The sequence below is a fragment of the Klebsiella sp. RCJ4 genome (assembly GCF_009025755.1).
GTDB classification, from domain to species: domain Bacteria; phylum Pseudomonadota; class Gammaproteobacteria; order Enterobacterales; family Enterobacteriaceae; genus Klebsiella; species Klebsiella michiganensis.
Map to the genome: position 1 here is coordinate 101,286 of NZ_WCIN01000043.1, position 24,636 is coordinate 125,921.

26 protein-coding genes are annotated in these 24,636 nt (G+C 57.9%); 16 read left to right on the plus strand and 10 right to left on the minus strand.

Annotated features, from left to right (window positions below; all coding sequences use genetic code 11):
• Entirely contained in the window at positions 1-690 is a 690-nt protein-coding gene (alsE, locus tag F8562_RS23350; protein WP_014839469.1) for a D-allulose 6-phosphate 3-epimerase, read from the minus strand.
• Between the two features lie 109 nt (positions 691-799).
• Positions 800-1,600 carry a DeoR/GlpR family DNA-binding transcription regulator gene (locus F8562_RS23355; protein WP_014839468.1) on the minus strand — a complete coding sequence of 267 codons (801 nt, stop codon included), beginning with the start codon at positions 1,598-1,600 and terminating at the stop codon, positions 800-802.
• Between the two features lie 363 nt (positions 1,601-1,963).
• Between F8562_RS23355 and deoC the strand changes: the two genes are divergently transcribed.
• The 6 genes from deoC to F8562_RS23385 all read left to right on the plus strand — a co-directional run bounded on the left by deoC (position 1,964) and on the right by F8562_RS23385 (position 8,180).
• Positions 1,964-2,713 carry a deoxyribose-phosphate aldolase gene (gene deoC / locus F8562_RS23360; RefSeq protein WP_014839466.1) on the plus strand — a complete coding sequence of 250 codons (750 nt, stop codon included), beginning with the start codon at positions 1,964-1,966 and terminating at the stop codon, positions 2,711-2,713.
• Positions 2,714-2,766: 53 nt separating this feature from the next.
• On the plus strand, positions 2,767-4,272 hold the full coding sequence (locus F8562_RS23365; protein WP_014839465.1) for a xylulokinase: 1,506 nt from the start codon (positions 2,767-2,769) through the stop codon (positions 4,270-4,272).
• 61 nt (positions 4,273-4,333) lie between these two features.
• The gene (locus F8562_RS23370) at positions 4,334-5,107 is read left to right on the plus strand and encodes a DeoR/GlpR family DNA-binding transcription regulator (protein ID WP_009654966.1); all 774 of its coding nucleotides are present in this window, start codon (positions 4,334-4,336) and stop codon (positions 5,105-5,107) included.
• Positions 5,088-5,318 carry a hypothetical protein gene (locus tag F8562_RS29805; protein ID WP_014839463.1) on the plus strand — a complete coding sequence of 77 codons (231 nt, stop codon included), beginning with the start codon at positions 5,088-5,090 and terminating at the stop codon, positions 5,316-5,318. The genes F8562_RS23370 and F8562_RS29805 overlap by 20 nt, the downstream gene beginning before the upstream one ends.
• Positions 5,319-5,706: 388 nt before the next feature.
• Complete coding sequence (locus F8562_RS23380) at positions 5,707-6,129, plus strand: hypothetical protein (protein WP_014226713.1); 423 nt, start codon at positions 5,707-5,709, stop codon at positions 6,127-6,129.
• A gap of 497 nt (positions 6,130-6,626) precedes the next feature.
• Positions 6,627-8,180: a peptide MFS transporter gene (locus tag F8562_RS23385; protein ID WP_004124798.1), complete on the plus strand. Its 1,554-nt coding sequence runs from the start codon at positions 6,627-6,629 to the stop codon at positions 8,178-8,180.
• Between the two features lie 40 nt (positions 8,181-8,220).
• Here F8562_RS23385 and F8562_RS23390 read toward each other — a convergent pair whose 3' ends face one another.
• Entirely contained in the window at positions 8,221-9,000 is a 780-nt protein-coding gene (locus F8562_RS23390; RefSeq protein ID WP_014226712.1) for an acetoin reductase, read from the minus strand.
• A gap of 167 nt (positions 9,001-9,167) precedes the next feature.
• Here F8562_RS23390 and F8562_RS23395 point away from each other — a divergent pair, with 167 nt between their 5' ends.
• Positions 9,168-11,879: a LuxR C-terminal-related transcriptional regulator gene (locus F8562_RS23395; RefSeq protein WP_089046390.1), complete on the plus strand. Its 2,712-nt coding sequence runs from the start codon at positions 9,168-9,170 to the stop codon at positions 11,877-11,879.
• Here F8562_RS23395 and F8562_RS23400 read toward each other — a convergent pair.
• The 4 genes from F8562_RS23400 to F8562_RS23415 are packed head-to-tail and all read right to left on the minus strand — an operon-like array spanning position 11,876 to position 16,605.
• Entirely contained in the window at positions 11,876-13,354 is a 1,479-nt protein-coding gene (locus tag F8562_RS23400) for an MdtP family multidrug efflux transporter outer membrane subunit (RefSeq protein ID WP_014839459.1), read from the minus strand. The two genes, F8562_RS23395 and F8562_RS23400, sit on opposite strands and share 4 nt — an antisense overlap.
• On the minus strand, positions 13,351-15,288 hold the full coding sequence (locus F8562_RS23405) for an FUSC family protein (protein WP_094909271.1): 1,938 nt from the start codon (positions 15,286-15,288) through the stop codon (positions 13,351-13,353). The genes F8562_RS23400 and F8562_RS23405 overlap by 4 nt, the downstream gene beginning before the upstream one ends.
• 9 nt (positions 15,289-15,297) lie before the next feature.
• Positions 15,298-16,326, minus strand: coding sequence for a multidrug transporter subunit MdtN (gene mdtN / locus F8562_RS23410; RefSeq protein ID WP_014226708.1), 1,029 nt, complete (start codon positions 16,324-16,326; stop codon positions 15,298-15,300).
• Between the two features lie 6 nt (positions 16,327-16,332).
• Positions 16,333-16,605 carry a YtcA family lipoprotein gene (locus F8562_RS23415; protein ID WP_014226707.1) on the minus strand — a complete coding sequence of 91 codons (273 nt, stop codon included), beginning with the start codon at positions 16,603-16,605 and terminating at the stop codon, positions 16,333-16,335.
• Between the two features lie 269 nt (positions 16,606-16,874).
• Here F8562_RS23415 and yjdI point away from each other — a divergent pair, with 269 nt between their 5' ends.
• Complete coding sequence (yjdI, locus tag F8562_RS23420) at positions 16,875-17,105, plus strand: 4Fe-4S mono-cluster protein YjdI (protein WP_004134525.1); 231 nt, start codon at positions 16,875-16,877, stop codon at positions 17,103-17,105.
• Positions 17,106-17,116: 11 nt separating this feature from the next.
• Positions 17,117-17,389, plus strand: a complete 273-nt coding sequence (locus F8562_RS23425; protein ID WP_094909270.1) for a GNAT family N-acetyltransferase — start codon at positions 17,117-17,119, stop codon at positions 17,387-17,389.
• A gap of 113 nt (positions 17,390-17,502) precedes the next feature.
• Here F8562_RS23425 and F8562_RS23430 read toward each other — a convergent pair whose 3' ends face one another.
• Complete coding sequence (locus F8562_RS23430; RefSeq protein WP_014226705.1) at positions 17,503-18,114, minus strand: LysE family translocator; 612 nt, start codon at positions 18,112-18,114, stop codon at positions 17,503-17,505.
• A 149-nt stretch (positions 18,115-18,263) separates the two neighbouring features.
• Here F8562_RS23430 and F8562_RS23435 point away from each other — a divergent pair, with 149 nt between their 5' ends.
• Positions 18,264-18,725, plus strand: coding sequence for an Lrp/AsnC family transcriptional regulator (locus F8562_RS23435; RefSeq protein WP_014226704.1), 462 nt, complete (start codon positions 18,264-18,266; stop codon positions 18,723-18,725).
• Between the two features lie 417 nt (positions 18,726-19,142).
• Here the strand turns inward: F8562_RS23435 and F8562_RS23440 are convergent, their stop codons facing one another.
• The gene (locus F8562_RS23440) at positions 19,143-19,649 is read right to left on the minus strand and encodes a MarR family winged helix-turn-helix transcriptional regulator (RefSeq protein WP_014226703.1); all 507 of its coding nucleotides are present in this window, start codon (positions 19,647-19,649) and stop codon (positions 19,143-19,145) included.
• A gap of 80 nt (positions 19,650-19,729) precedes the next feature.
• Here F8562_RS23440 and F8562_RS23445 point away from each other — a divergent pair, with 80 nt between their 5' ends.
• Positions 19,730-20,614, plus strand: coding sequence for an EamA family transporter (locus F8562_RS23445; RefSeq protein ID WP_014839455.1), 885 nt, complete (start codon positions 19,730-19,732; stop codon positions 20,612-20,614).
• A gap of 13 nt (positions 20,615-20,627) precedes the next feature.
• The gene (locus F8562_RS23450) at positions 20,628-20,819 is read left to right on the plus strand and encodes a hypothetical protein (RefSeq protein ID WP_014839454.1); all 192 of its coding nucleotides are present in this window, start codon (positions 20,628-20,630) and stop codon (positions 20,817-20,819) included.
• A gap of 244 nt (positions 20,820-21,063) precedes the next feature.
• On the opposite strand, the gene F8562_RS23455 is transcribed toward F8562_RS23450, so the two are convergent.
• A complete protein-coding gene (locus tag F8562_RS23455) occupies positions 21,064-21,273 on the minus strand; it encodes a YdgH/BhsA/McbA-like domain containing protein (RefSeq protein ID WP_014226701.1) in 210 nt (69 codons plus the stop codon).
• A gap of 383 nt (positions 21,274-21,656) precedes the next feature.
• On the opposite strand from F8562_RS23455, the gene F8562_RS23460 reads away from it, so the two are divergent.
• From F8562_RS23460 to F8562_RS23475, 4 genes are all read left to right on the plus strand, one after another.
• Positions 21,657-21,956 carry an antibiotic biosynthesis monooxygenase family protein gene (locus F8562_RS23460; RefSeq protein WP_014226700.1) on the plus strand — a complete coding sequence of 100 codons (300 nt, stop codon included), beginning with the start codon at positions 21,657-21,659 and terminating at the stop codon, positions 21,954-21,956.
• Between the two features lie 59 nt (positions 21,957-22,015).
• Complete coding sequence (locus F8562_RS23465; RefSeq protein WP_014226699.1) at positions 22,016-22,729, plus strand: ArsR/SmtB family transcription factor; 714 nt, start codon at positions 22,016-22,018, stop codon at positions 22,727-22,729.
• Positions 22,730-23,131: 402 nt separating this feature from the next.
• Entirely contained in the window at positions 23,132-23,740 is a 609-nt protein-coding gene (mrkA, locus tag F8562_RS23470) for a type 3 fimbria major subunit MrkA (protein ID WP_014839453.1), read from the plus strand.
• Between the two features lie 193 nt (positions 23,741-23,933).
• The gene (locus tag F8562_RS23475; protein WP_000820820.1) at positions 23,934-24,635 is read left to right on the plus strand and encodes a molecular chaperone; all 702 of its coding nucleotides are present in this window, start codon (positions 23,934-23,936) and stop codon (positions 24,633-24,635) included.
• Position 24,636 lies beyond the last annotated feature (1 nt).

A 24,636-nucleotide genomic window follows, 5' to 3' on the forward strand; every position in this document is an offset into this window, starting at 1 on the left:
TTATACGTGCTCGGGGGAGTGCAGCGCGGCGGACAGATCGCGGGACATTTTTTCCCAGGCCTGCTCGAGCGGCATATCCGGGCGGAATAAACCGCTGCTGCCCATCACTAATACCTGCGCCCCGGCTCCCAGCAGCTCACGGTAGGTGTTGCGGTTGCATGAGCCGTCGACTTCCAGCAAGAAGTTGAGGCTGCGGCTCTCTTTTAGCTGATGAAGCTGCGCGATTTTGGCGGTCATTTCGGGAATAAACGGCTGACCGGCATAGCCCGGATCGACGGTCATCACCGTGACCTTATCGAGCAGATGCAGATAGTGCTGGATGCTCTCAACCGGCGTGGCGGGATTAAGCACCATCCCCACCTCTTTCCCCGCCTGGCGAAGCATATTGATGACCCGAAAAGCTTCGCGGCAGATGGTTTCCGGATGCAGTGAAATGGCGTCTGCTCCGGCTTCTATCAGCGCCGGGATAAACGGAGCGGGCTCTTCGACCATCAGGTGGACATCGATGGGAAGCGACGTATAGGGCCGAATCTGCGCCACAAAGCTGGCCGATAGCGCCAGGTTTTTCACATAGTGCCCGTCCATCACGTCGACGTGCAGCCTGTCGGCTTTGCCGTTTAAAAAGTGCAGCTGTTCCGCCAGCTTCATCATGTCCATACACATGAGCGAAGGAGAAAGGTAATAACGCATAAGGCCTCTTTTATTCCGGTAGTGGCTGATTTCAGGCAAAGTCTGGCCCTGCCGCGGGAAGCAGCGTTTCGACAATGCGCGTAGTCACCGTCACGTCATGACGGCGTACTCAGGCGATCTGTAGCCCGACGTTATGCCAGGTCATCTCTTTTTCCAGCAGCGGATCGACAAACTTTTCGGTGATTAAACAGTCCAGCTCGCCCAATCCGCCGATCCGCGCGACGCCTGTTCGCCCCAGCTTGCTGCCGTCGACCAATGCCACGGTCTGACGGGCGGCCAGCATCATCTGTTTCAACAGGGCGGCGTGGGCTTCCGTACCCGCATATAAACCGCTATCGCGCTCCAGCCCCTGGCAGGAGAAAAAGAGCGTATCGACGGCGTACTCGCGCAGCGTTCGTGAGGCGGTTTCACCGAAGAATGCCTCCTCGGTCGGGGAAAAATCGCCCCCCAGTCCCACGAGATGCAACGAGCGTCTGCTCATCAGCGTTTGCAAGATGCGGATAGAGGGCGTGATAACCGTTAGCGCCATCTCCGGCATCTGCCGGGCCAAAAACCAGCTGGTGCTGCTGCCGTCCAGGACGATGGTCTGTCCCGGCTGGAGACACTGCAGCGCTTTGCGGGCAACGCGCATTTTTCCTTCGCTGTGCAGCAGCGTTCTCTGCTGAAAGCTTCCCTGGCTATCTTCGACCGGCAGGGCGGGCGACGCCGCTCGGATCGCCGGCAGCGGGTTCTCTGCCGCCAGCGCTCCGCCATGGCTCCGATTTAAAATCCCTTTCCGTTCCAGCTCGCTCAGATCGCGGCGAATCGTTTCCCTGGAGACCTGAGTCGCTTGCGCAATCTCATTCACCCGCATCACGCCGCGTTGGCCCAGCAGTTCAACAATCAAACGATGACGTTCCAGCGGCAACATAGCTTTCTCCTGAAGTACATAATCAGATTACCTTTCCCTTGCGTAGGGCGTTGAGACCTCCGGAATATCCGGCGAAGGCGACCTTTTTGTCGCCGGCCAATGTGACAGCGTACGCATTTTGGCGTCATATCCGGCAGCGGTTTCGCTCTCTCGCCCGTTATTCAGGCATAAACAAAAACAAACAAAAATAAATGCAATATTGCCTTTGCGCCCGTTTATGCCCGTTTACGCCCGTTCATCAAGGGCATCGCTCATTTCTCGTCTGCTAATTAAAAGCAAATGAAAATAAAAAAATGCTAATTTGATCACGTTATTTTCATTTGATGCGTTTTTAAATGGATTTAAGCCGTTTAAGAGCATTAAATGAAAGCAACTAAAAACAAAGAGCAGGATAAAACCATGAATGAAACAACCCGTCGTTTTGCACGTTTAGTCGACCTGAGCGCAGTCCAGGCCACCAGTACCGAAGTGGACGTTCGCGCCTGCGCCGAGCTGGCAGCCCGATACAACATTATTTCCGTCCACGTTCTGCCCTGCTGGACGCGTTTTCTCAGTACGTTGCTGCCGCAGCAGGGGACGGGAGAGGTGATGATTGGCGGGCCGGTCGGCTTTCCCGGCGGCGGGCATGCGACTGACACCAAGGTTCAGGAAGTGCGGCAGCTGATTGCCGATGGCGCCCGCGAAGTGGATATGGTGGTGAATATCGGCAAAGTGTTATCCGGCGATTATGACTATGTGCGCGAAGATTTGCGCCGTGTGGTGGACGCCGCCGCGCCGGTACCGGCGAAGGTGATCCTCGAAACGCACTATCTCAATGAGGAGCAGATCCGCCGCGTGTGCGATATCGCCGTAGAGGTGGGGATGAAGTGGGTCAAAACCTCCACCGGCTGGGCGCCGACCGGCGCGACGGTGGAAAAAGTCAGCATTATTGCCGACCAGCTTAAAGGACGAATCGATATCAAAGGCGCCGGGGGGATTCGCGATCTGGCAACGGTGCGCGCCCTGTACCAGCTTGGCGTCCGCCGCTTTGGCATGAGCCATGGCGCGGTCACAAAGGTGCTGGCTGAACTGGAGCAGCACCCGGAACGCTTTCCCGAGCTGAACGCCGATTAAACTGAGAGACCGCGGGCCTGATGGCCCGCCTTAAGACGTCACCGGAGTCAGTGATGAAAGATAAAATACTCACGATTGATGTTGGCACTGGCAGTACCCGCGCCGCTCTTTTGCGCGTTGACGGCACGATGGTCGGCTTTGCGCAAAGAGAGTATGAACAGACCACGCCGCGTGCGGGTTGGTCAGAACAGGCCCCGTCTTTATGGTGGCAGGCCGCCTGCGACTGCATACGCGAGGTGCTTTACCGCTATCCTGAAACGGCTGCGCAGATTGCGGTTATTGGCGCCTGCGGGCAGATGCACGGCACCGTCCTGCTGGACGATCGCGGCGAGCTGGTGGAGGACAGGGCGCTGCTGTGGAATGACAAGCGCAGCCAGCCGCAGGTGGAAGCTTTTACCGCGCGCGAAGGGCGGGAAACGTGGCTGGCGCATTTAAATAATCCGCCCGCGGCGGCCTGGCCCGCTTTCAAATTAGCCTGGTGGCGTGAACATTATCCGGAGCGCTGGCCAAAGCTCGCCAAGGTATTGATGCCGAAGGACTATATTAATTTCATGCTGACCGGCGCTCTGGCGACCGACTATAGCGAGGCGTCCTGCTATTTCCTGATGGACAGCGAAACCCGCGCCTGGTCTTCGCAAGCCTGCGAAACGTTTGGCCTGCGGGTCGATCAGCTACCGGACCTCAAACTTTCCAGCGATATTATCGGCCAGGTAACCCCGCGCGCCGCCGGCCTGACGGGCCTGCCGCCAGGGATCCCGGTGGTTGCCGGTACGTCGGACATGGCGGCCTCTCTGCTGGGCTCGGGAGTATATGAGCCGGGGATGGCGTCCGACTCCACCGGCACGTCGACGCTGATCACCGTGGTGTCGCCGCGGCCGTTACGCCACCCGCTGGTCAATAACCTTCATCTGGCTAACGCGGCCTGGGGCGGATTTACGATTCTCGACGCCGGCGGCGATGCCGTCCGCTGGGCGCGGCTGGCGCTTGCCGATAACCAGATTACCCACCCGCAGCTTTTGCAGGAAGCGGCGGCGGTGCCGGCCGGTGCGGAAGGGCTGCTCTTTCTTCCCTATCTGACGGGAGAGCGTCTGGCCGAACACACGAACTCGCGGGCGCAGTTCTTCGGCCTGCAGCGCAAGCATCGCCGCGGTCATTTATTCCGCGCGGTCCTGGAAGGGGTGGCCTTTGCGTCCTGGCGCAATCTGCGCCAGCTGCAGGCGTGCGGGCAATATCCGCAACAAATGATCGCTTCCGGCGGCGGCGCGCGCAGCCCGCTGTGGCTTGAAATCAAAGCCGCGGCGTACAATCTTCCGATATTATCTACGCGCAATCAGGAGAATGGCGTCACCGGATGCGGTATTATCGCCGGGGTTGGCGCGGGGCTGTACGCGGATTTTGCCAGCGGCGTGAGGCAGACGGTGCAGTTCGATAAGCTGATTTCGCCGGATCCCCGTCTGCGGGATTATTACCACGCCTGCAGCGAGCTTTTTGATACGCTCTACCGACAATCCGTCGCCTTATACGACAGGCTGGATGCCCTGAGCGCAGGACCCGACTGATAAGCAACGGTAAGCCAGCGCCGCGTCGCGCGTAACGTGCCGTAAATAAGAGAGAGGCAGAATGTTTGCAGAAGAAAGACAGGAGAAGTTGCTCAGTATTCTCAGGGAAAAACGCAAAGTGGCTGTTTCTGAGATGTGTGACGTCTTTAATGTATCTGGCGCCACCATTCGTGCCGATCTCCGCCAGCTGGAAGAGGAGGGACTGCTGACCCGTACCCACGGCGGCGCCGTTCTTCGCACGCGGGCGAGCTTTGAACAGGCGTCGGACGCGCGTGAAATTGTCAACCTCAGCGCGAAAGAGCGGATCGGCCAGCGCGCAGCGGCGCTGGTTGAGGATGGCGACATTATCGTGCTGGATACCGGCACGACGACCCTGCATATCGCGCGCAATATTCGCGACCGACAAAACGTCACGGTGGTCACCAACGATTACCAAATCGCCCGCGAGCTGGAAGCCAGCCCCTCGATTCAAACCATTCTGCTGGGCGGGATCGTGAAGAAGGGGTACCACTGCGTGGTGGCGATCAACGGACGCTCCATTCTTGATACCCTGAACGTCGATAAAGCGTTTATGGGCGCCAATTCGCTGTCGCTGAAACACGGCGCCTGCGTGGCCGATATCATGCTGGCAGAAACGAAACGCGGCATGGTTGAACACGCCAGCCAGGTGATTATCGTCTGCGACTACAGCAAGCTGAATAATACCTCGCTTGCCCAGTTTACCGCCGCGGATCGTATTGATACCGTGGTGGTCGATCGTCTGCCCGATGACGTTCAGGCGTATCGTAATGCCGGTATTCAGGTGATCTCCCTGGATGAAGAGGCGCACCTCTAGCGTTCTGTTCCGGCAGCGGCGCACCGATCCGGAGTACTACGGTAAAGGGCTCGGTATTGCGCCGCGTATCAACCCGGCGCTGGAGAAAGTGACGGCTTCTCCCGAATATAGCGCAATTAAAGCGCGCTGGATTAAAGCGTCGTTGATAGTGGCGTACAGGAAAGATACCCCCGAAGGGTATAACCCCTCAAACGTTCCTCTATGCCATTAGGGATCATCGGCTTATCCGTCAACGAACAAACGGGTCGCTGGTTTCCCTCATTTTTAAAAGTTTTCAATACATTATGCGCGTAGCTAATATAATTCTTAGTACCCGCACATTTAAAATGTAACGCGAAACTTCTGAAAAACATGTCCAATGAAATAAAAAGTGGATTTTATTTCAATCTTTATGTCAGAATCGCGTTATGACAGTAAAAACCATATTTTATATATTGTCATTATGCAAGCCATAATGAGCGGATACTACCGAACGCTACAGAAATAACATTCTGAGGCGTTGTCTGATTATTCGCATGGAGAATTATCGTGATGCTATCCTGTCTTAAAAACCTCGCTGGTGATTATATAGGATATAAATCATATGGCAGGAAGAATAAATGAGTTCGATGACAAATAGCCTGGAAAGATTAAGGAAGGAAAAGGAGAAAATAAAGCGACAGCGGCGTGAGTTTAAAATAAAATTCGTGTGCTTATATGTCTCAATATTGTCACATCTAAAAGCAAATCCTGATAATAAAGTTACCAAGGGTTCTTTTGGCGATGCCAAAAAAATCACCGTGGCAAACGATGGTTTCTTTTTTGATATTAGTTTCAAATATGACTACGCAAGAAATAAAGTGCGGATTATTGTATCTGAAGAAAGCCTGTCGCTGAAAGTCAGGCTCACCCTGCGGCTGACGGCATCAAAAGCGAAATGGCGCATTGTAAAAATATCGCATAAAAAGTTTAAGTATATTTTTAGAGTCATGAAGCCACAGCTGATTGAGGAGCTTATCGTCTTTTTGATCCGCTATCTGTAGATATCTCCTCTCCGTCAATGGGCCAATGAGCCGGGATGCTCGCTTCGATCGTTCTTCCGGCTGCAGGTTGGAATATTCCCTGCCGCGAGTTCCCCCTGGTTTGAGTCGTTGAGAATGTCATTAAACGGCATTACTCAATAAAGCCCCCATTAATGCTGTTTTTTCCCGCTTTTACCCCTTTTATCGCCCGGGTTTTCTGGCGGGATGAAGTTGCCAGGGTGATTTCTTAACTCATTGTAAACAAATGAAAAAGTATCATTTTTGTCATGAATGCCTCTGTCAATCACATTTCCTCTCTCGCCAACTTTAAATCTGTAAAAGTAGACGTTTGTCGACTTTTCATCTAAAAAGTTGGGGGAAGGGACTAGACAGGACCATTATTAGGTTATCAAATGGTTAAATTACGTCACATTAAATGTGAATGATTGGCCTTGTGTATAAAAGGCCAACACGCTTTCCGCTGCGTTAAAGCGCTGCGGACATCTTTGGGAGAAGTTATGCATTCCTCTGTTAATAAAAATGAAACTCGGACCTTTTTTGGTCATCCTTACCCCCTCGGTTCGCTGTTTTTCACCGAAATGTGGGAACGGTTCTCGTTTTACGGTATTCGACCATTACTGATCCTGTTTATGGCGGCCACCGTCTATGACGGCGGGATGGGGCTGGCGCGCGAGAACGCGTCGGCCATTGTCGGGATCTTTGCCGGGACCATGTATCTTGCCGCGCTGCCCGGCGGCTGGCTGGCGGATAACTGGCTCGGGCAACAAAAGGCGGTCTGGTACGGCTCGATTCTGATCGCCCTCGGCCATCTCTCCATCGCGCTGTCGGCGGTGATGGGGGATAGCCTGTTCTTTATCGGCCTGATGTTTATCGTGCTCGGTTCCGGCCTGTTCAAAACCTGTATTTCGGTGATGGTCGGTACGCTGTACAAGAAAGGCGATGCGCGCCGCGACGGCGGCTTCTCGCTGTTCTATATGGGCATCAACATGGGGTCGTTTATCGCCCCGCTGATCTCCGGCTGGCTGATTAAATCTCACGGCTGGCACTGGGGCTTCGGCATCGGCGGTATCGGGATGCTGGTGGCGCTGATTATCTTCCGCGTCTTTGCCGTTCCGGCGATGAAACGCTACGACAGCGAAGTCGGCCTCGACTCCACCTGGAACAGCCCGGTAGTGAAACGAAACGGCGTCGGCGCATGGCTGCTGGCGCTGACGGTCGGCGTGGCGGTTATCATCGCGTTGATTGCCCAGGGCGTTATCGTGATTAACCCGGTGGCGGTCGCCAGCGTGCTGGTCTACGTGATTGCGGCGTCGGTGGTGCTCTATTTTATCTACCTGTTCGTCTTCGCCGGACTGAGCCGCAAAGAGCGCGCCCGCCTGCTGGTATGCTTTATCCTGCTCATCTCCGCCGCTTTTTTCTGGTCGGCGTTTGAGCAGAAACCGACCTCGTTTAACCTGTTCGCTAACGACTATACCAACCGTATGCTCGGCTCCTTCGAGATCCCGGCGGTGTGGTTCCAGTCGATCAACGCCCTGTTTATTATTTTGCTGGCGCCGGTATTCAGCTGGGCATGGCCTGCGCTGGCGCGCAAAAACGTCCGTCCGAGCAGTATCACTAAGTTTGTTATCGGTATTTTATGCGCGGCGGCGGGCTTTGGCCTGATGATGCTGGCGGCGCAAAACGTCCTGAGCAACAACGGCGCGGGCGTTTCGCCGATGTGGCTGGTGGGCAGTATTCTGATGCTGACGCTGGGGGAGCTGTGCCTTAGCCCGATTGGCCTGGCGACCATGACCCTGCTGGCGCCGGAAAGAATGCGCGGCCAGATGATGGGGCTGTGGTTCTGCGCCAGCGCCCTGGGTAACCTGGCGGCGGGCCTGATTGGCGGCCACGTGAAGGCCGATCAGCTGGATATGCTGCCTGACCTGTTCGCACGCTGCTCCATTGCGCTGCTGATCTGCGCCGCGGTGCTGTGCCTGCTGATTGTTCCGGTTCGCCGGATGCTGGAAAACACCCGCAGCGACAAGCCGCAGGAGCCCGCGGCTAACGCGTAATCCCGCAAAAACCCGGCGCGTTCTGCGCCGGGTTTATCCCTTAACGGTAAACAATACCGCCATCGATCAGAATCGACTGACCGGTAACATAATCGGAGTCCGGGCCTGCCAGATAAGAGACAAGGCTTGCCACATCGTCCGGCGTTTCGGCGCGGCCAAGGGCGATGCCTTCCACGTATTTTTTATAGGTTTCGCCCACCGGCGCACCGGTAATGTCGGCGAAGCGCTTATCGATCTCGGTCCACATTCCGGTTCCCACAATCCCCGGACAGTAGGCGTTAACCGTGATGCCGCGGCTGGCGTACTCTTTCGCCGCTGCCTGCGTCAGGGCGCGTACGGCAAATTTGGTGGCGGAATAGACGCCCAGCAGCGCGAAACCATCATGACCGGCGATAGAGCAGGCGTTGATGATTTTCCCTTTCTGCTGACGATCGATGAATTTTTTCGCCGCCGCCTGAATGCCCCACAGGGTTCCCTGAACGTTGATGCGCATGATGCGGTCCACTTCTTCAGGCGTCACATCGGCCAGCGCCTGAACCTGGGCGATCCCGGCGTTGTTCACGATAATATCAAAGCCGCCGAGCTGTTTTTCCGCTTCATCAATGGCGGCGTACACCTGCGCGCGGTCGGCGATGTTAGCGACGAAGGTGGCCGCTTTGCGCCCCAGCGCTTCCACTTCGGCGGCGACGGCGGCAATCCCTTCCGGGTTCACGTCGACCAGCATCAGCGACGCGCCGTCTTTAGCCAGACGCAACGCGATACCGCGACCAATGCCCTGACCGGCGCCGGTCACCAGCGCAACTTTATTTTCGATAGCCATGTCTGTACTCACCTTGTACTGATTAATAAACCAGGGAGGCCCGCGGCCGATGTCGTCGTAGCCGCTGCGGCGAATGGCACTACTCTATCGGGCGCAATAAGCGTGGCCTACCCCCCTGATGGGGGGGATAATGAGCGTACGGACTGGATTTAAGGAGTAATCGCGGTATGGCTTTTTTACCCTCGGCGGATGATTCACTGACAGCGTTTGTTCATCAGGAACCTTTACGTTTCACCGGGACGCTGCCGCTTATCTCCACGCGCTTTACGCCGCCCCGTACGCCGGAAAGCCTGCTGTCGCGGGAGCGCCTGCTGCAGCGCCTCGACGGCGCCGTCTCCCGCCGTTTAACCCTGCTGCGCGCGCCCGCCGGGTTTGGCAAAACCACCCTGCTGGCGCAGTGGTACCGGCACCGCCTTCGACAAGGGGATGCGCTGGCCTGGCTGAGCCTTGAAGAGGAAGACAACGCGCCGCTGCTGTTTATGCGCTATCTACAGGAGGCGCTGCGGCCGCTGTGGCAGGGGTGGAACCCGTCGTTTCTGCATCTGTTACAAGGCGAGCTTCCGGCCGAGCTCCCCCTGTTCTTTGCTGAACTCGTTAATCAGCTTAATCAGTGCCCGCACCCGCTGTACCTGATCCTCGACGACTATCAGTGCATCAGCGACCCGGCGATTCATCAGGGAATGAGCTGGCTGCTGCACCATGCGCCGCCGGCGCTGCATCTGCTTATCGGTAGCCGTAGTCAGCCGCCTTTAGCCCTGAGCCGTCTGCATATGCAGGATCAGCTGCTGGAGGTCGATGACCCGGAACTGCGCTTTAACCCCAGCGAAGCCCGCGCTTATTTCGCTGGCGCGTCGGGGCTGGATCAGCAGGCGATCCCCCGGCTTATCGCGCTCACACAAGGGTGGGTCGCGGGAATGAAAATGGCCGCGCTCTCCCCGGACGCGTCTACGGCGATGGGCTTCGGCGCCGGCTCGCGGTCAATCTCCCGCTATCTGGATGAAGTGATTTTCGCGCCGCTGCCGCCCGAAGTATTCGACTTCCTGCTGCATACCTCCGTGCTTAATCGCCTGCATCCGGATCTGTGCGATGCCGTCTGCGGCCGCCATAACGGCGGCGAGATGCTGAGGTGGATAGCGCAGCACAATCTGTTTCTTTCCGCGCTGGACGACAGCGGCCGCTGGTTTCGCTATCACCCGCTGATGCGCGACGCGCTGCTGCATCGCCTGCGCCACGGCGGGGATATTGATATTCGCCAGCTGCACGATCGCGCCAGCGCCTGGTTCGCCTCGCAGCAGCTGTGGGCCGAGGCGATACGTCATGCGCTGGCCGCCGGAAAATCGGCGGCCAGGGATGCGGAAGCGGGCGCGCAGTCTCTGGCGGAGGAGGGGGATATCGATACCCTGGTGCAGTGGATACGCTACCTGCCAGCCAATCTCGACCCGTCGCGCATCGAGCTTCAGCTTAACCTGGCCTGGGCGTTAGCCCACCGCTTCCGGTTTAGCGACGCTCGCCAGCTGCTCGACGCCATTGAGACGCAATCGGCGGCGCATGGCGGGGCGCTGGCCCACAGCTCGTGGGTGAAGCTGCGGGTCGTTCGCGCGATCTGCGAAGCCTTTGCCGACAATATTGCCCGCAGTATCGCTATTGTCGAACCGCTGCTGCGCGAGGTGCCCTGCGGCGATATCTGGGTTGATGGCCTGGTGTGCAACATCCTCAGCTACTGCCATCTTGCGGACTCCCGGCCGCAGCAGGCGCTGGAGGTACAGCAGCGGGTATCCGGCGTCAGCGTTGCTAACCGCAACCTGTTCGTGACGGTCTACCGGGCCTTTGTCATGGCGCAGAGCTATTTGCGCCAGGGGAATCTCGCCGAAGCGGAACGTCAGGCAGCGGGGGCGCTGCGCTATGCGGAGCAGCATACCGGCGAGAACGCCAGCAGCGGCGCTACCCTGGCGCCCATTCTCGCCGAGATCGCCTGGGAGCAGGGGAAGGGCGAGCAGGCGCAAAGCCTGCTGGTTCCGCGTCTGGAGACCATCGACAACTTCTGTCCGCCCGACGGCCTTAGCCGCGGCTATATCATCCTGGCCCGTCAGGCCCGTGAAATGGGGAGACTGGCGGAAGCCGAATCACTATTACTGCATGCCGAAGGGCTGGCGGCCCAGCGCGGCTGGCTGCGGGCGCAGGCTCCGCTGCTGGCGGAGCGGATTGCCGTTGCCCTTCACGCGGGCGACAAACTGGCCGCCGACGCGCTGCTGCTTCGCCTGCAGACCCTTAACCAGACGGAGGCTGCCGGCGGATATATCGCGCTCAGCCAGAGCCGTCTCCTTATCGCCGCCGGCGAACCGCAGGCCGCCGCCCGGCTGTTGGATACGCTGGCCGGCGTGCGGGAAACCAGCGGCGAGTGGCTGTTCGCCGTGCGTTTGCGGCTCAAACAGGCGCTTGCCCTCTGGCGTGCCGGCGAGCGGGAGCAGGCGATGGCTGTCTGCCGACCGGCGCTTGCGCGCGCGCTGCGTCAGGGGCTGTGGCGCAGCCTGCTGGAGGGGAGGGAAGAGATGGCTGCGCTGCTGGCGGAGATGCACAAGCGCGGCGCGGCGGATGATGCGCTGACCGCCGATATCGTCGCTTTGCTGTCCCGCTTCGCCGCCGCCGGTATCGTGATTGATACGGCGCGTCCGCAGCCGCCCGCGCTGCGGCTGACTGAACGGGAGCAGCAGACCCTGCGTTTGATTGCCAACGGCCATTCCAACAAGGGCGTCGCGCGCGAGCTGGGCATTTCGGCGGAAACCGTCAAATGGCACCTTAAGCAGCTGTATGAAAAGCTGCAGGTGAAGGGGCGCATCCAGGCGGTAAACCAGGCGCGCGAATGGCGCCTGTTAAGCTAGCGCGATGGGGCGTTCTCGCTCAGCGCCGGGCCGCGATAATCGCCGCCCAGCGCTTTAATCAAGGTGATATCGGTACTGAGCCGCTGGGCCTGGATATCCAGCAGCAAAAGCTGCTGCGCGATGGCCGGGCGACGCGCCTCCTGCGCCGCATAGTAGCTGACCAGCCCGCGCTGATGGTGCGCGCTGGCGCTGCGGGTGGTCACCATCGCCGCCGTCACTTTCTGCTGCTGCAGGGCGGCCTGCTGGTTCAAATCGTTCAGCTGGCTCGAGCTAATCGCCACGTCGCGCACCGCGTCCAGCACCGCCTGGTTGTACTGCTTAATCAAAATATTGCTCGCCGTACGCGTCGATTTCAGGTTGGCGTTTAAGCGCCCGCCGTCAAACAGCGGTAAATAGAGCCCCGGCAGTATATTGATCTGCTGGAATGAGGACTTAAACAGATCGCCGACGCTCAGCGCGTTGTAGCCCCAGAAGGCCTTGATATCAAAGTGCGGGTAAAAGGCCGCTTTTGCCGCGTCCACCTGGCTCATGGAAGCGCTAACGTAGCCGCGCAGCGCCTGCAGGTCCGGGCGGCGGGCCAGCAGCTCAAACGAGAGCGAGTCCGGGAGCGTTTCCTGCAGCGTCGGCAGCGCCACGGGGTGAATCTCCGGCATGCTATGCGCATCGGCGCCGATCAGCGCCCGCAGGGTTTCCCGGTACTGCGTCAGCGTCCCCTGCGCCGTAATCACCTGCTGCTGCGCCGCCAGCAGCTCCGCCTGGGCATTGGCGACATCGACGCTATCCTCGACGCCGCGCGCGGTACGATGCTCGTGCGCCTGCACCGAGAGGCGGGCGATAGCCTCCAGCTGGTTGAGTAATTCGATTTTCTGAAAAGTTGCCTGCATCGCGAAATAGAGCTGAGCCACGCTGCTGGCGAGATCCAGCTCGATACCGGCGGTCTCCGCCTGGCGGGCATTCTTTTCGCCAATCGCGGCGGCGACGCGGGCGCGGTCGGCGCCCCATAAATCGATATTCAGCGTCGCTCCGACGCCGACTGTATTCAGCGTGTACCAGGGGCCGTTTTTATCCACCGGCAGGGAGAAGGAGTAGGGCCAGGTAAACTGTTTATTGGTCACCCGCAGGCGGTTTTGCGCCGCCACGGCGGTGGCCTGAATGCCCATTGCCGACTGCGCCAGCTCAACCGTGGACTGCGATTGCGAAATACGCAGCCGCGCCGCCTGCATAGTAGGAGAGTTCTGCAGCGCGCGATTAACCAGCATATTGAGCTGGGGATCCTGATAGCCTTCCCACCACCGCGCCGTCGGCCAGCCGCTGTTCGCCAGGTGGATCACCTTCGCCAGCTCGGCCTGCTGCGGGTTGACCAGCGGTACCTGGCCAGGATCGTCCTGAATTAACGCGCAGCCGGCTAATTGCGTGAGGGCGAAGGCAAGCGCCAGGGAGCGCCAGACGCGCGGAAGAGGAGTGGTTTTCGTCATGATCGGGTTGCCTGTCGCGGAATAACGGAAGACGCAAGCGGCCACGTGGGCAGCGCGGCCAGCGCATTGACCAGCGGCGCGCCGAACGGATTCGCCGGATCCGGCTGCGGCGCCTGAACGCGCTCAACGGTATTTTGCTGCGCATCGATATCGCTGGCGTAGGCTTCAAGCCGCCGGGCGCAGCGGGCTAAAAAAGTATCTTCCGGCGCGGCGTAGAGGCGATAGCCTTCGCTGAGGCGCAGGATCTCCTCTGCCTGACGAAAGGTTGCCCGCGCCGGCCAGCTTTTGGCTTCCGGCCACGGGTGCGCATAGGTTCCCAGCGGCTCGGCGGCCACCCGGTTGATTAAGGTTTCGCTCTCGGTCAGCGCGGCAAACAGCGGTACCTGCTGAACTTCATCGTCGCGGGCGGCGAGGGTTTGCGCCAGCTGGCGATACAGCTGGGCCAGACGCGCTTTCAGCTGCGGCGCTTCGCTATCGGGCCATAAATAGAGATGAACAATGGAGGAAACCAGCACGCCGAGCAGGATGCCGATAACCCGGTCGCGCAGCTCGGTAAGGTTGCTGAGCGGACCAAACCAGCTCAGGAACGCCAGCGCGAAGGTAAAGCCTATCTGAATGCCGGCGTAGGCGATGCGCTCCGATCCCGCCGCAATCCACGCCGCCAGCGCGAAGACCGGCAGGGTCATCGCCAGCAGGCCGCTCAGCGAATCGGTCCAGGGCTGCACAAAGACGATCAGAAGCAGCGCAATCAGCGTGGCCAGCAGCGCGCCGCCGATGCGTAGCCACGTTTTCTGCATGGTGGCGCCCAGGCCCGGCTGGGCGACGATCACGCAGCTCAGCATGATGGTGTGGATGCCCTGCCAGTCGGCGGCGGTGTAAAAAACGTAGCACAGCAGCGTCGCCAGCAGCGTTTTCAGGGCAAAGTGCAGATAGGCCGGATTGGACCACGCGTCCGGCAAAAGCAGCGGCGCTTTTTCCACTTCGCCCTGCGGCAGCGGGATGGTTTCGCCGCGCGCCAGCCGCGCCAGAATCTCGGCGATCTCCTGCAAAATGGTGCTGTTGGCTCCGTCGCGCGGGACAATCAGCGGCTGGACCTCCGCCGCCGCGGGCAGATTATCCGCCAGCGCGTTAAGCTGGCTGGCTATCCGCCGACGCGCATCGGGATGGTCGTCGCCCGGCAGGAGCAGCGCCGTCAAATGAGAGCAGCTCAGCGCGGCGGCCATCAGCGACTGCCAGGCCTGCGGGCTGGCGGCAATCTCCGGCGTGGCGCGTGCGGCCTGCTGATACAGGGACCGCAGTTGGTTAAACTGCCCGGCAATCTCGGTAACGGTGGGCGGCGGCGTGCCATCGTCCGGCTGGCTCAGGCGCCGCGCCGTCTGGCGGAGCATCACCACCAGCCGGGCTTTAAACTGATAGCCGGGAAAGGCCTGCTGGAAACAGGCGTTGACCAGCAGGGTCACCAGAATCGCGGTGTTGATCGCCACCCATAGCCACAGCAGCAGGCGCACCAGAATTTCGCTCTGGCTGGTCATCGACGGGAAGGTCTGGGCGTAGATGACCGCCAGCGCCACCACGAAAAACGCCAGCCCGAGCTTGCCGAGCACCCGCATCAGGTAAATGGCGCAGAAGAACAGGATCACCGAGGCGACCAGGCGGATCAGCGGATAGTCATAGGTCCATTTGATAATCAGCAGCACGCCGCCCAGCGCGACGCTGACGGTCACCACGAAAACCACGCTTACCAGTTTGATCATCAGGACGTTCGGCTGGCTGACGTAAAACACCACGATCAGCGCGACGGCGAGGAAGGGAATATGCAGCGTCATAAACAGCACAATCAGCACCGCGCAGCTGAGCGTCAGGCGCAGGGTGTAGTTCGCCCGCCCCGGCGCATCGCGGAGTTCCCGGGTCAGAAAGGGCCACAAGCTCTGCATGCCGTCTCCTTATTGCGGCTGCAGAACGGCGCTGGCGGAGGCGCCCATACGAAACAGGTTCGGGTCGGGGTCTTTAACGGCGATTTTGACCGGGAAGCGCTGGGAGACGTGGACCCAGTTGATACTCTTCTGGATAACCGGCAGGCCTTCAATCACGCTGCCGCCGTCGGGCAGAACGCCGGTGCCGACCGAGTCGACTACGCCCTCGAAGGCGCGACTGTGGTTGGTCATCACGGTGATTCTGGCCGGAACGCCGGGCCGCACGTTTTTTAAATCGGTTTCGCGGAAGTTCGCCACCACGTACCAGTGGTCGTCATCAAGCAGGGTAAAGACCGGCTTCAGGGCCGAGGCGTACTGGCCGATCGTGGTTTTTAGCGCCACCACCACGCCGTTAAACGGCGCGCGGACTTCGGTAAATTCGAGGTGCAGCTCGGCCAGCGCAATTTGCGCGAGGATGCCCGCCCGCTGCGCCACCATGGCATCGACGCCGGTCACGGCGGCGGAAGCCTGTTTGGCCTGCAGCAGGGTGGCTTCCAGCTCGGCGCGCGCCGCTTTTTCTGCCGTTCGCGCCTGATCAAGATCCTCCTGGGAGGCAAACCCTTGCGGTACCAGCGGCTCAAGGCGAATGCGTGAAGAGGTGGTCTGCTTAACCAGCGCCTTAGCCCGTTCAACGGCGGCGCTGACCGACTGCGCGTTATATTCCTGCGCTTTAATCGTGCGCTGGGTCAGCATAATCTGCGCATCAAGCGTGGTCAGCCGCGCTTTGGCATCATCAAGCATCGCCTGGTAGGGGCGCGGGTCGATGCGGAACAGCAGGTCGCCTTTTTTTACCCGCTGATTGTCGCGAATCGGCATCTCGACTATCCGCCCGCTCACTTCCGGCACCACGTCGATGGTGTCGGCATACACATAGGCATCGTTGGTTTCCGGCGAGGTTTGCAGCTGCCAGATAACCAGAATCAGCGCCACGATAGCGGCGAGAACGAGCGCCAGCAGGGGCCATTTTTTGCGGATAACGCTTGAGCGGGATGAGGTCATAGGTATCTAGTTTACGAAGAGCAGGAACCACAGAATCGTGGCGAACAGGAACATCAGCGCCAGATAGCTGAAGACCAGCGGAGAAAATCGCGACTGCCATCCTTTACGCACAATCAGGATATGGCAGGGAATAAGTAACAGCGCAGCGCCTGTTAAGCAGAAAAACCAGCCCGGGAATGCGGCGCCTAATACCGGAATCGCCGGGGATAATGAGCAGCCGGAGAGCGTAAATAGCAAGAATAAGAGCGTAGGGCGCGGCAGCTTTACAATGCGATTCAAGACTGAATACCTGAGTGCTCGGGTTAAGGTGAAATGAGTGTAATCTCCCTACCGGGGAAATAAAAGATAGATATAACCGAAGCGTCTGTATTTCATCGATAAACAGAACATTTTCTTTGGATAACGAGTGCATAGAAAATCATTCATTCTGCATTAATGGCGTGAGGCCGCTGGAATATAAATTTCGCCCGTCGCCGATAGTCAGCGGTTGTTGGCAGGGCTATGCTTAGAGCCAAAGCTAAAAAAATAGTCAGAACTGAGGCAATGTCATGGATAAAGAACTACTGGAAGCGGGCTATCGCGCCTATACCGGCGAGAAAATCGATGTCTATTTTAACACCGATATCTGTCAGCACTCGGGTAACTGCGTGCGCGGTAGCGCGAAGCTTTTCAACCTGAAACGCAAACCGTGGATCGTCCCGGATGAAGTGGACGTGGCCACGGTGGTTAAGGTTATTGATACCTGCCCGAGCGGCGCACTAAAGTATCGCCAAAAATAAGCGAGGAAATGATGGAAATACTGGAAGGTCATAACAAGTTTTACGTCAATGACGCCGACGGGAAGCAGGTGGCGGAAATTGTTTTTGTGCCCACGGGCGAGCACCTCAGCATTATTGAACACACCGACGTCGACCCCAGCCTGAAAGGCCAGGGGGTGGGAAAAAAGCTGGTGGCGAAAGTGGTGGAAAAAATGCGCGGTGAGCAGCGTAAAATTATTCCGCTGTGCTCGTTTGCCAAACATGAATTTGATAATACTCGCGAGTACGACGATATTCGCGCCTGAATAAATGCGCCAGCATGCTGGCGCAACCACGTTTAATAAGGCAACGGTGAATTTAATGCCACTGAGTCGCTGCCTGAACAGATAGCCGTTAAATTGCGAACGTTCCCCGCCCCCTACCTCAGCTGCTCCAGAAACAGCAGGGCGGCTATGGCGACCATTATCACCCCGGAAGCGATGCTGACCTTTTGCGCGATTTGGGGCCGGGTCGCTAACAGCGCTTTGGCGCCGTAGCCGACAAGTAAATAGACCAGCGTGCAGGTTACCAGATGAATACCGCCTAGCGCCGACATCTGCTGGGCTAGCGACCAGCTTCCCCGTGGGTCGGTAAACTGCGGCAGCAGGGCCAGAAACAGAAGAAAGACTTTTGGATTCAGGCCGCTAATGCATAACCCCTTAATCGCCCAGCGATTCCAGCTGCCCGCGCTGTGCTGCTGTGCACCTGGCGTTGGCGGATGGCGCAAAATAGCGATCCCCAGCCACATCAGATAGCCTGCGCCCAGCAGCGTGAGCGTCGACAGCGCCAGCGGATGATTGGCGATTAACACGCCGATTCCGGCGACGACGATCAGCGTGGCCAGCAGGTGGCCAGACATGAGCCCGGCGACGGCGGGTATCACGCGCCGTCCGTTGATCCCCGCGCTGATGGTATAGGCCCAGTCAGCGCCCGGCGTGATGATCAGCAGAAAGGAGACCAGCCAAAAGCTGGCGATAAAGCTCATTTCCATGGACGGCCCGCCTCTGCGTGCTGACAACAATTTTCCATCATTTTCCCTCGTTAAGCGGCGGTTGTTTGAGGGAAAGAATATCGAGTTTATTGCGCAATGAGCTTTCAATGTTATGCTTTAAGGCGTTCTTCTGAGGGAAAATCTTCTAAATGGATAGCATCGATCGAAAAATTCTTGCTGAGCTACAGGCTGACGGGCGGCTGTCGATAACCGAGCTGGCCGAGCGGGTGAATCTTAGCCTTTCGCCCTGTCATCGACGGCTGCGGACGCTGGAGCAGGAAGGCGTGATTACCGGCTATCGGGCGAATCTGGATCCGGCCAAAATGGGCTTTAACTTTTTGGCGATCGTCTTCGCGACGCTAAAAGAGGGCGATAAGAAAGCGGTAAGCGCGTTTGAGGAGGCGGTGGAAGAGATACCGCAAATCGTGCTGGCGCAGCGCCTGTTTGGCGATCCGGACTACCTGATGCACGTGGTAACCCGCGATCTCCCGGCGTTCCAGAAGCTGTATGATGACAAACTCTCGGCAATGCCCGGCGTGCAGCACCTGCGGTCGACGCTGGTGATGAAAACGGTTGTGCAGGATCGCCCGTTTCCGCTCGGTAAGGGGTGATTATGCCACTCTGCGCTCAGCTCCCCGGTCGCGGCTAACGCCTTACCGGGGCTACGGGTTCACCGCCGTCTGCGGGCCGGTAGCACGGACAGATGCGCGGCATCGCCTCCGGGAAATTATGCCACTTTGCGCGCTGCTCCCGGGGGCGGCGTAAAGCGCCTGCCCGGGCTACAGGTTAACAGCCGTCCGCGGGCCGGTAGCCCGGACAGATGCGCAGCATCGCCTCCGGGAAATTCAGCTACTCTGCGCTCTGCTCCCCGGTCGCGGCTAACGCCTTACCGGGGCTACGGGTTCACCGCCGTCTGCGGGCCGGTAGCCCGGACAGATGCGCAAGCATCGCCTCCGGGAAATAACGGTGGTGCTTCGTCAACCGCCATCCGGCAACAAGGTAAGCGCCTTATTCAAAGCGGGTGGGTATTACTCTTTTTCCAGCAGGCGCATAAAAACCGTCAGCGCTTCATCGAGCTGCTGGCGCTGCGCCGCGGAGAGCCCACTTAGCAGCTCCCGCTCATTCGCCACGTGACTTTCCACCGCCCTGTCGATTAACTCTCGCCCCTCTGGCGTCAGCGCGACCAGCATGCTGCGCGCATCGTCCGGGTTTGGCAGACGGCGAATAAACCCCCGTTTTTCCAGAGCCTTCAGACGATGGGTCATGGTGCCGGAGGTGATCATTAACGTTGAAAAGAGCTGGGTGGGCGACAGCACGAACGGCTCGCCCGCCCGCCGCAAAGTCGCCAGCATATCAAACTCCCAGCGCACTAAATCATGACGAAGAAAAGCCGCTTCAATGCGCGGCTCCAGCAGCAGCGCGCAGCGTTTCAGGCGGCCAAATGGCCCCATCGGACTGCAATCGAGATCGGGGCGTTCCCGTTTCCACTGTTCAAGAATGCGATCCACGGCGTCGGTCTGCGGTGATTTGTCCATTAATGCTCACTTGTCTTGATATCAAGATAAATATCGATACATACTTAGGCCACAATTTACCTTGATGTGAAGATAAAATCATGGCCTTTGTTTCGCGCAATTTGATGGTTGATCTGTTTTTAACCGCGCTGGCCCCCGCCATCTGGGGTAGCACCTATATTGTGACCTCGCAGTTTCTGCCGCCGGATCGTCCGTTTATCGCCGCGCTGCTGCGGGTGCTGCCGGCCGGGATCGCTCTGTTGATCTGGAGTCGCCGTTTCCCGCTGCGCGCCGAGTGGTGGAAGCTGATCGTTACCGGGATCCTGAATATCGGCGCGTTTCAGGCGCTGCTGTTTATTGCCGCCTATCGGCTGCCGGGCGGCCTGGCGGCGGTGATTGGCGCTATCCAGCCGCTGCTGGTGATGCTGTTGGCCTGGTGCGTCGAGCGTCAGCGATCGCCCTGGCTGGCGGTGCTCTCGGCATTTATGGGGATCGCGGGAATGGCGATGCTGCTGCTGTCGCCGCAAACCACGCTCGAACCGCTGGGGATCGCCGCGGCGTTTCTGGGGGCGATGAGCATGGCGCTGGGAACCCGGCTGTCGCGTCGCTGGGCGAGCGCTTTGCCGGTTATCGCGCTGACCGGCTGGCAGCTGCTGATTGGCGGTATCGTACTGGCACCGATTGCGTTACTGGTCGATCCGCCTCTGCATCAGGTGACGCTGACTCAGGCGGCGGGCTATCTGTGGCTGTGCGTTGCCGGGGCGATGCTGGCATACGGCCTGTGGTTTCGCGGTATCAGCCGCCTTTCCCCGGTAGCGGTGTCGGCGATGAGCCTGCTGAGTCCGGTGACGGCGGTGCTATTAGGCTGGGTTTTCCTCGGGCAAAAGATCGAGGGGCTGGCACTGGTGGGGCTGGTGATTGTGCTGTTCAGCGTGCTGTCGATTCAGCGTGCGTTATCGAATAAGAGCGCCGTAGCGGGCCGATAACATCCCGGAGGCGATGCTGCGCATCTGTCCGGGCTACCGGATTGCAGACGGTAGTGAACCTGTAGCCCGGGCAAGGCGCATTAAGCGCCGCCCCCGGGAGCAGCGCGCAGAGTGGCTGAGTTTCCCGGAGGCGATGCTGACGCATCTGTCGGTGCTACCGCACCGCAGACGGCTGTTAACCTGTAGCCCGGGCAAGGCGCATTAAGCGCCGCCCCCGGGAGCAGCGCGCAGAGAGGCTGAATTTCCCGGAGGCGATGCTGCGCATCTGTCCGGGCTACGGCACCGCAGACGGCAGTGAACCCGTAGCCCGGGCAGTGGGTTCACGGTTCGCCAGAAACAAAAAAAGCCCCATCAAGGGGCTCGACATTGCTGTGTGCTTATTATGTGGCGGGAGCCAGACCAGCCGCCGTCAGGCGACCTGTCCGGCAGCTCCCTCTGCAACCATTCGGTTATTTAGACAGCTCGGCGGTCATATGAACCTGGTTACCGGTATACGCTTCGGTAATGTGATAAGACTGGCCCTGGTCTTTAGCAATGGCGGCGATTTTGGCTTCGGCGTTGTCCAGCGTATCAGCGGTTACGCTAACAGGCTGAGCGAAGCTAGCGAAAGAGACCAGAGACAGCATACCGGCAGCGGCAAGTAATTTTACGTTTTTCATGGTGTTTATCCTTTTAACTTTTATGGTGGAAAGCGTTGTTGCTTTCGATGGACTTATAATAAGCCTGCTAACTATAACGCGAGTTGCAAAAAGTGCGATTTAGATCACACTTTTGTGACGGTATGATGACGAATGCCTAAATTTTAATTTTTTATTTCTAATAAAAACAAACAGATGATTTATTCTGCAGCGTCTCTTTCGCCGTGGAAAACGATCTCAACAGCCGCGCAGTTTTCTCGCCTCGCGTGATTAATTATTTTTAATGTGAATGCATTGGCTGTTTTTTGAGCAAGTAAAGCGGCGATATTTCGCCCGTCAACGAAGCATTGAGCCAGGGTGAAAAGATACAGTGACCCTCACACAGATTGCGTGAGGACAATGGGATGATTGCCGTACTCTTTGAAGCCGAGGTCACTCCGGCGAGTCAGGAACGTTACTTAGCGCTGGCGGCGGAGCTGAAGCCGCTGCTGAACAATATTGACGGTTTTATTGCCATTGAGCGTTTCCAAAGCCTGACCACACCGGGGAAAATTTTGTCGCTCTCCTGGTGGCGGGATGAGGAAGCGGTGCAGGCGTGGAAACGCAACCTTTGCCATCAGGCTGCGCAGAAAGAGGGGCGGGAGAGCATTTTCGCCTGTTATCACATTCGGGTGGCTCAGGTGCTGCGCGAATATCGTGCTTAACCTGCCCATCCCCGGTACTCTGGCTGCTGTTTGTGGTTAGGGAAAATAAGCGAGGCACTATGTTAAAACCTGTTGAGCTAATTGAAGACGATGAGTCCCTGGCCGAAGCGATGGCGGCAGTGGCGTCGGCGATGGCGGATGCCTCGCGCCTGAAGATACTGTGCGCCTTAATGGACGGCCGGGCGTGGACGGCGACCGAGCTTTCTGCCGTCGCCGATATTTCCCCTTCGACCGCCAGCGCGCATCTTAGCCGCCTGGTCAACAGCGGTTTATTAATCTGCCTTGCTCAGGGCCGGCATCGCTACTACCGCCTCGCCGGTAGCGATGTCGCCGGTTTGCTGGAGAATATGATGACCATGGCCGGCAAGCGCGCGGTGGCGCTCGCAACCAGCACGCCGGTCAATTTGCGCCTGGCGCGCACCTGTTACGATCATCTGGCCGGAGAAGTGGCGGTATCGCTGTATGATTTTCTGCAGCGTGAAGCGTGGATAACGCCTGACGGAACGGCGCTGACGCTCGCCGGGGAAGCGCACTTTGCCCGGCTGGGAGTGGTGGTGAAGCGCGGCTCCCGGCGCAAAGCCTGCTGCGGCTGTCTGGACTGGAGCGAACGACGCTTTCATCTTGGGGGTGCGGCGGGCGCGGCGCTGCTGCAGCACGGTCTGGAGAACGGCTGGTTTAGCACTACCGCGGGATTTCGCGAAGTGACGATTACGCCGGCAGGGTGGCGCGCGTTGTATCTGCATTTTCAACTGACGAAAAAGGGGGATTGCTGACGGATTAGGATTGTTCTCTCTGTAGAGAAATAACCTTTTATGCAACTATAGGTTGCTATCTTGTTAATTCCATATCGTCTTTTCCCCTTCAGTGTAAATAACAATAGCTTTGTTTCTTGCTATCAATCCCCAGTAATTAATAGTTGTGAGCTATCTGTTACATTGATTAACAGCTCGTGAACATATGTATATTTGTCAGCGAAAAATAGCATTCTTTGACGCCGACAGCCTTGACGAATTCTTTTATCGGGTTCGTTCCTGACGCCTTAAATATTGCGGCTTCCGGTCAGTCGAAGTTTCTATTAACAGTTGCAAAAGTGAGCATCGCAAATCGCTTCTGACTTTTGTGCGTATTAACTGTTTGCTCATTGATACTTAATTCACTCTGACAAGGAAATGGCAATGAAAAAGGTTCTTCTCTCTGCTGCAATGGCAACTGCGTTTTTTGGTATGGCTGCGGCAAATGCTGCTGATACCAATGTAGGCGGCGGTCAGGTTAATTTCTTCGGTAAAGTTACCGACGTATCTTGTACTGTTTCCGTAAACGGCCAGGGCAGCGATGCGAACGTTTATCTGTCACCAGTGACTTTAACGGAAGTTAAAGCTGCCGCGGCGGATACCTATCTGAAACCGAAATCTTTCACCATCGATGTTTCTGACTGCCAGGCGGCTGATGGCACCAAACAGGATGATGTGAGCAAACTGGGCGTGAACTGGACCGGCGGTAACCTGCTGGCGGGCGCAACCGCTAAACAGCAGGGCTACCTGGCTAACACCGAAGCCGCCGGCGCGCAGAATATCCAGCTGGTTCTCTCCACCGATAACGCCACCGCGCTGACCAACAAAATCATCCCGGGCGACAGCACCCAGCCTAAAGCGACCGGTGATGCCTCTGCCGTTCAGGATGGCGCGCGCTTCACTTACTACGTCGGCTACGCGACCAGCACCCCGACCACGGTTACCACCGGTGTGGTTAACAGCTACGCGACTTACGAAATTACTTATCAGTAATATCGACTGAGAGATAAAGCCGCCTCGCGTCGGGGCGGTCTATACCCGTCATACTTCGAATGGCACAGGCGTTGGCGACGTTTGCTCACCCCAGTCACTCTCTGGCCGCCTTTCTGCAATTCGAATTATTCAGGGTATACAACAATAATAAAGCGGCCACTGCTGCCGCTTATTTTTTTATTCTGAGGTCAGCATGAAGCGTATTGCCCTTTTTTTCTGTTTCATTTTTAGTTTTGCGGCCCATGCCAATAATATTATTGTTAACGGTACCCGCTTTATTTATCCAGGAAATGAAAAAGAAATAACGGTGCAGCTCTCTAACACCGCCGACCGTCCGGCGCTGGCGCAAGCCTGGCTGGATAACGGTAATGCCGACGCGACGCCGGATACCATTACGACCCCCTTTATTATCACGCCGCCTATTTCCCGCGTTGATGCGAAAAGCGGTCAAACCCTGCGTATTAAGCTCGGCAGTAATGCAGGGCTGGCTAAAGATAAAGAGACGCTGTGGTGGCTGAACCTTCTGGAAATACCGCCGGTTGAGGCCAGCCAGAAAAACGAAGGGCAAAATATTCTGCAGCTGGCGATTCGTTCGCGCTTTAAGTTTATTTATCGCCCTGCCGGGCTAGGCAATCGCGACGCTGCGGCAGAAAAACTGGCGCTCTCCGCTAACGGCAGCAGCCTGTCCGTCAGTAACCCAACGCCCTTTTATATCACCGTAAGCCGTATCTCCCGTAACGGCGGCAAAGCGCTCAACAGCAAAACGGTCATGTTTGCTCCGCAGTCCAGCCAGACCATCGCCCTCTCCTCAGCGGTGAGCAAAGGCGAAACCCTGACCGTTAACAACATTAATGATTATGGTGCAGATGTCGCAGTGAAAGTTACCGTCAAATAAG